Annotated in this window: 4 protein-coding genes; 2 read left to right on the plus strand and 2 right to left on the minus strand. The window is 67.5% G+C overall.

Annotation, left to right across the window (positions count from 1 at the left end; all coding sequences use genetic code 11):
* Positions 1–155 precede the first annotated feature (155 nt).
* The gene (locus FKP22_RS24595; protein WP_141290290.1) at positions 156–461 is read left to right on the plus strand and encodes a DUF1330 domain-containing protein; all 306 of its coding nucleotides are present in this window, start codon (positions 156–158) and stop codon (positions 459–461) included.
* A gap of 3 nt (positions 462–464) precedes the next feature.
* Here FKP22_RS24595 and FKP22_RS24600 read toward each other — a convergent pair whose 3' ends face one another.
* Together FKP22_RS24600 and FKP22_RS24605 are read right to left on the minus strand one after the other, a co-directional pair.
* On the minus strand, positions 465–992 hold the full coding sequence (locus FKP22_RS24600) for an Lrp/AsnC family transcriptional regulator (RefSeq protein ID WP_141290291.1): 528 nt from the start codon (positions 990–992) through the stop codon (positions 465–467).
* A 50-nt stretch (positions 993–1,042) separates the two neighbouring features.
* The gene (locus FKP22_RS24605) at positions 1,043–3,223 is read right to left on the minus strand and encodes an NHL repeat-containing protein (RefSeq protein WP_141290292.1); all 2,181 of its coding nucleotides are present in this window, start codon (positions 3,221–3,223) and stop codon (positions 1,043–1,045) included.
* Here FKP22_RS24605 and FKP22_RS24610 point away from each other — a divergent pair.
* Positions 3,201–3,386, plus strand: a complete 186-nt coding sequence (locus FKP22_RS24610) for a hypothetical protein (RefSeq protein ID WP_141290293.1) — start codon at positions 3,201–3,203, stop codon at positions 3,384–3,386. The two genes, FKP22_RS24605 and FKP22_RS24610, sit on opposite strands and share 23 nt — an antisense overlap.
* The last annotated feature ends 59 nt before the right edge of the window (positions 3,387–3,445 follow it).

Consider the following 3,445-nt stretch of genomic DNA (forward strand, 5'->3'; position numbering starts at 1 on the left):
ACCAGCCGGCGGCGTGTGCTGCACCTGCTGGTAGGCCCGCGCGAGTTGCCGGGCGACCTGCGCTGGGCGCAGGCGGTGGGCCTGCAGCCCGAAGGTGTTGCAGCGGCTTCCTAGAATTGGACCGCAACATTGCCAGCCAACAGGGAGACAGTCGCATGCCCAAGGGATATTGGATCGCGCACGTGGACGTGGCGGATCCGGAAAAGTACAAGGACTACGTGGCCGCGAATGCCGAGGCGTTTGCCAAGTATGGCGGGCGCTTCCTGGTGCGGGGCGGGCAGTTTGCCTGCGTGGAGGGGGCCAACCGGGCACGCAACGTTGTGATCGAGTTCGCGAGCTACGAGCAGGCCTTGGCCTGCTGGGAATCGCCGGAGTACCAGCGGGCGCTGGCGCTGCGCAAGCCGGTGTCGACGGCGGACGTGATCATCATCGAAGGCTACGACGGGCCGCAGCCGGGCTGAAGCTCAGCCCTTGCTGCGCTGCACACGTGCAGGGCGCGTGGCGGCCGGGCTGGCCGGGTCGCCCACCGGCAGCCGCACCTCGGACTTGATTTCCTTGAGCACGATGCTGGAGCGCACATGCGTGACGCCGGGCAGCTTGAAGATGGTGTCGTGCAGGAACTGCTCGTAGTGTTTTATGTCTTCGACCAGCACGGTGAGCAGGTAGTCGGCCTGGCCGGTGGTGGACAGGCAGCGCACGATCTGCGGACTGGCCGCCACCGCCTGCTCGAAGCGGGCCACCAGGTCCTCGTTGTGCTGGCTCAGGTTGGCTTCGACGATGACGGCCAGTTTCAGCCCGACCTTCTCGCGGTCCACCAGCGCGGTGTAGCCGCGGATCACGCCCGCGGCTTCCATGTCCTTGACGCGCTTCCAGCAGGGCGTGGCCGACAGGCCCACCGCCTCGGACAGCTGCTGCACCGTCTGGCGCGCGTCCCGCTGCAGCTCGGAGAGGATCTGCAGGCTGTAGCGGTCGAGGTCCAGCGGGTCGGTCATGGGGGCGTGCGGCGGCTTGGGTTGAACCCAGTGTAGGCCGCCCGCCCGCATCAAGGCAGCGTGACCACCGCCAGCACGTCGATGTCGGTGCAGATCACGATCTGTTTGGGTCCCAGCATCGCCAGTGTCCGCACCGCGCCCACGCGCGGTTCGACATTGCCCGTCACAAGGGCACTGCCCGAGCGGATCAACACGTGGGCCGTGTCGGCGACCGGGTCCACGACCGAGATGCCGTCACCTTGCACCAGCGTGACGTACAGCAACCCGGTCGAAGGGTCCAGCGCCATGGCCTTCACCAGCGCGGCGCTGTGCAGCGTGGAGACGATGCCGGCCGGGGTGATCTTGCGGATCACCGGCCCGTCGGCGACGTACATCGTGCCGTCCGGCGCGGTCACCATGGCGCCCACGCCTGTGAACGTCGCAGTGGCCAATGGGCCGTCGACCGAAGTGGTGGTGCCATCCCGGCCGGCGACCGTGGTGGTGTTGCCGGCCGCATCGACGCGACGGATGGTTGTGCGACCGATGGAGAAAAAGACGCTGCCGTCGATGCCGATCGTCATGCTGGACGGAACGCCTAACAGACGCGATGTCCCCGTCGGTCCGTCAATGTCGGTAGTTGAATCCAGGTAGTAGCCCCCGGCGATGGTCTTCACCGTCTTGTCCAACGCGACGCGACGCACGCTGAGGTAATCCGAGAAGTAGACGGTCCCGTCAGGTGCTGCCGCGATCGATGTGCCGGGCGTTCTCAACGCTGCCGCGTTGCCGACACCGTCCGCCGGGAAGTTGTCGTCGGAAGCCGGGTTGCCAGCCAGGATCTCCAGGTTGCCCGCGGTGTCGATGCGACGCACGAACATCCCCAGGTCGGTGCCGACGACGACGCGGTGCTGGCCGTCGACCGCGAGGCTGACGGGGAGGTTGCCTGCGGCGAACGGCAGCTTGTCGGTCACGGCTGTGCCACCCGGGGCGATGATCTGGTTGAAAGAACTCGCAATGGTCGTGATGGTGCCTGCGGCATCGGATGTGCGGATGGCCAGCCCGTCGCCGAGCATGAATCCGCCCGCGGGCAGCGCAACCAGCACATTGGCTCCACCGTTGGCCGGCGCATCGAAGTTCGACTCTGCTGCCGGGCCGTCCTTGAGCCTCAGCGGGCCGGTCCGGTTGCCGCTGAAGGTGGTCACCGCAAACGTGCCGAGGTCAATGGCGCGGATCAGGCTGGTGTCCCGCACATACAGCTTGGTGCCCGAGATCGCGAGGCCTGTCGGCCCCGGAATGCCGGCCGCGATGCCAACGCCATCGACACCGGGCACCGTGGTGTCATTGCGAATGCCGGCGACGGTCTCGACATTGCCGGCGACGTTGCCGCTGCGCTCCACGCGCCGGACCACGCTCGAACTCCATTGGCTGAAATACAGGTCCCCGTTTGCCGCGATCGCCATGCCACGGACGTCGCCGATGTCGGCGGTCGCCGCAGGTCCATCGAGGTATCCGTAGTTGCCCGAACCCGCATAGTTCGAAACGACGCCGGCGGGTGTCATGCGAACGATGAAGCCCTGGACCGAAATGTAGAAGTTGCCATCCGGCCCGAGCGCCATCGCGGAAGGGCTGGTCAATCCACGGGCGACGGTGGTCACCGTGCCGTCGGTCGCGATGCGACGAACCGCCGAATTGCCGGTGTCGAGGACCCACAGTGCGCCTGATGCATCGTGCACGATGCTGGTCGGGGTGCTGAACAATGCCGTCGCGCCCGGCCCGTCGGTACTCCCGGGCGTGCCCTGGGTGCCCGCCACCACGGTGATGCTGGCCCGGTCGGCCGACAGTTTGATGATGTTGTTGGCGCTGGTGTAGACGGTCGGTCCATCAGGCAGGGCGTCGACGCCGCGCAATTGACTGACCCCGGCCTGGGCGGCCCGATTGGCGATGTTCAAGAGGCCCACGGTGATGCCGCCGGCAGTGCCGACGCTGAGCGTGGCGGCATTGCTGGCTGTCGCCGACTGGCCACTGCAATCCAGCGTGGTGCGGAACTGCGCGCCGTTGTCTGCCGTGGCGCTCGTGAAGGTGTAGGTCAGCGCCGTTGCACCCGCGATGGCGGCAAAGCCCGATCCGCTGGCGCGTTCCCATTGAACCCCCAAAGTGCCGCTGCTGCAGGTGGCGCCGACCGTGAAGCTGGCCGAACTGCCGGCGACCACGCTGGCATCGGCGGGTTGCTGCGTGATCGTCAGCACCGGCGGCACGCCGGTCACGGTCAGCGCGGCGTTGTTGCTGGTGGCGCTGCCGGCGACGTTGCTGACGACCGCACGGAAGACCGCGCCGGTGTCGGTGGTCGCGGTGGTCGCGAGTGAATACGTTGCAGAGGTCGCCCCCACGATGTCGCTGCCGTCGCGCTGCCACTGGTAGCTCAGCGGGTCGCTGCCGGTGGCGGCGACGGTGAAGCTGGCGGGCTGGCCGGCGGTCAC

Origin of the sequence: Ideonella azotifigens (assembly GCF_006519715.1) — a bacterium.
GTDB classification, from domain to species: Bacteria; Pseudomonadota; Gammaproteobacteria; order Burkholderiales; family Burkholderiaceae_C; genus Ideonella; species Ideonella azotifigens.